Source organism: Kosakonia sp. PSU_27 (genome assembly GCF_039409795.1).
In the GTDB taxonomy this organism is placed as follows: domain Bacteria; phylum Pseudomonadota; class Gammaproteobacteria; order Enterobacterales; family Enterobacteriaceae; genus Kosakonia.
Map to the genome: position 1 here is coordinate 1 of NZ_JBCIVK010000021.1, position 740 is coordinate 740.

The window sequence follows — 740 nt, forward strand, 5'->3', positions numbered from 1 at the left end:
CGTGGTATCACCATCAACACGTCTCACGTTGAATATGACACCCCGACTCGCCACTACGCACACGTAGACTGCCCGGGCCACGCCGACTATGTTAAAAACATGATCACCGGTGCTGCGCAGATGGACGGCGCGATCCTGGTTGTTGCTGCGACTGACGGCCCGATGCCGCAGACCCGTGAGCACATCCTGCTGGGTCGTCAGGTAGGCGTTCCGTACATCATCGTGTTCCTGAACAAATGTGACATGGTTGATGACGAAGAGCTGCTGGAACTGGTAGAGATGGAAGTTCGTGAACTGCTGTCTCAGTACGATTTCCCGGGCGACGACACGCCGATCGTTCGTGGTTCTGCTCTGAAAGCGCTGGAAGGCGAAGCAGAGTGGGAAGCGAAAATCATCGAACTGGCTGGCTTCCTGGATTCCTACATTCCGGAACCAGAGCGTGCGATTGACAAGCCGTTCCTGCTGCCGATCGAAGACGTATTCTCCATCTCCGGTCGTGGTACCGTTGTTACCGGTCGTGTAGAGCGCGGTATCATCAAAGTGGGTGAAGAAGTTGAAATCGTTGGTATCAAAGACACCGCGAAATCGACCTGTACCGGCGTTGAAATGTTCCGCAAACTGCTGGACGAAGGCCGTGCTGGTGAGAACGTAGGTGTTCTGCTGCGTGGTATCAAACGTGAAGAAATCGAACGTGGTCAGGTACTGGCTAAGCCGGGTTCCATCAAGCCGCACACCAAATT

1 protein-coding gene is annotated in these 740 nt (G+C 54.6%); it reads left to right on the forward strand.

The window, feature by feature from the left end; genetic code table 11:
- Nucleotides 1–740: elongation factor Tu (locus AAIG26_RS23655; RefSeq protein ID WP_343181624.1), on the forward strand; the 740-nt coding region annotated here is incomplete at both ends.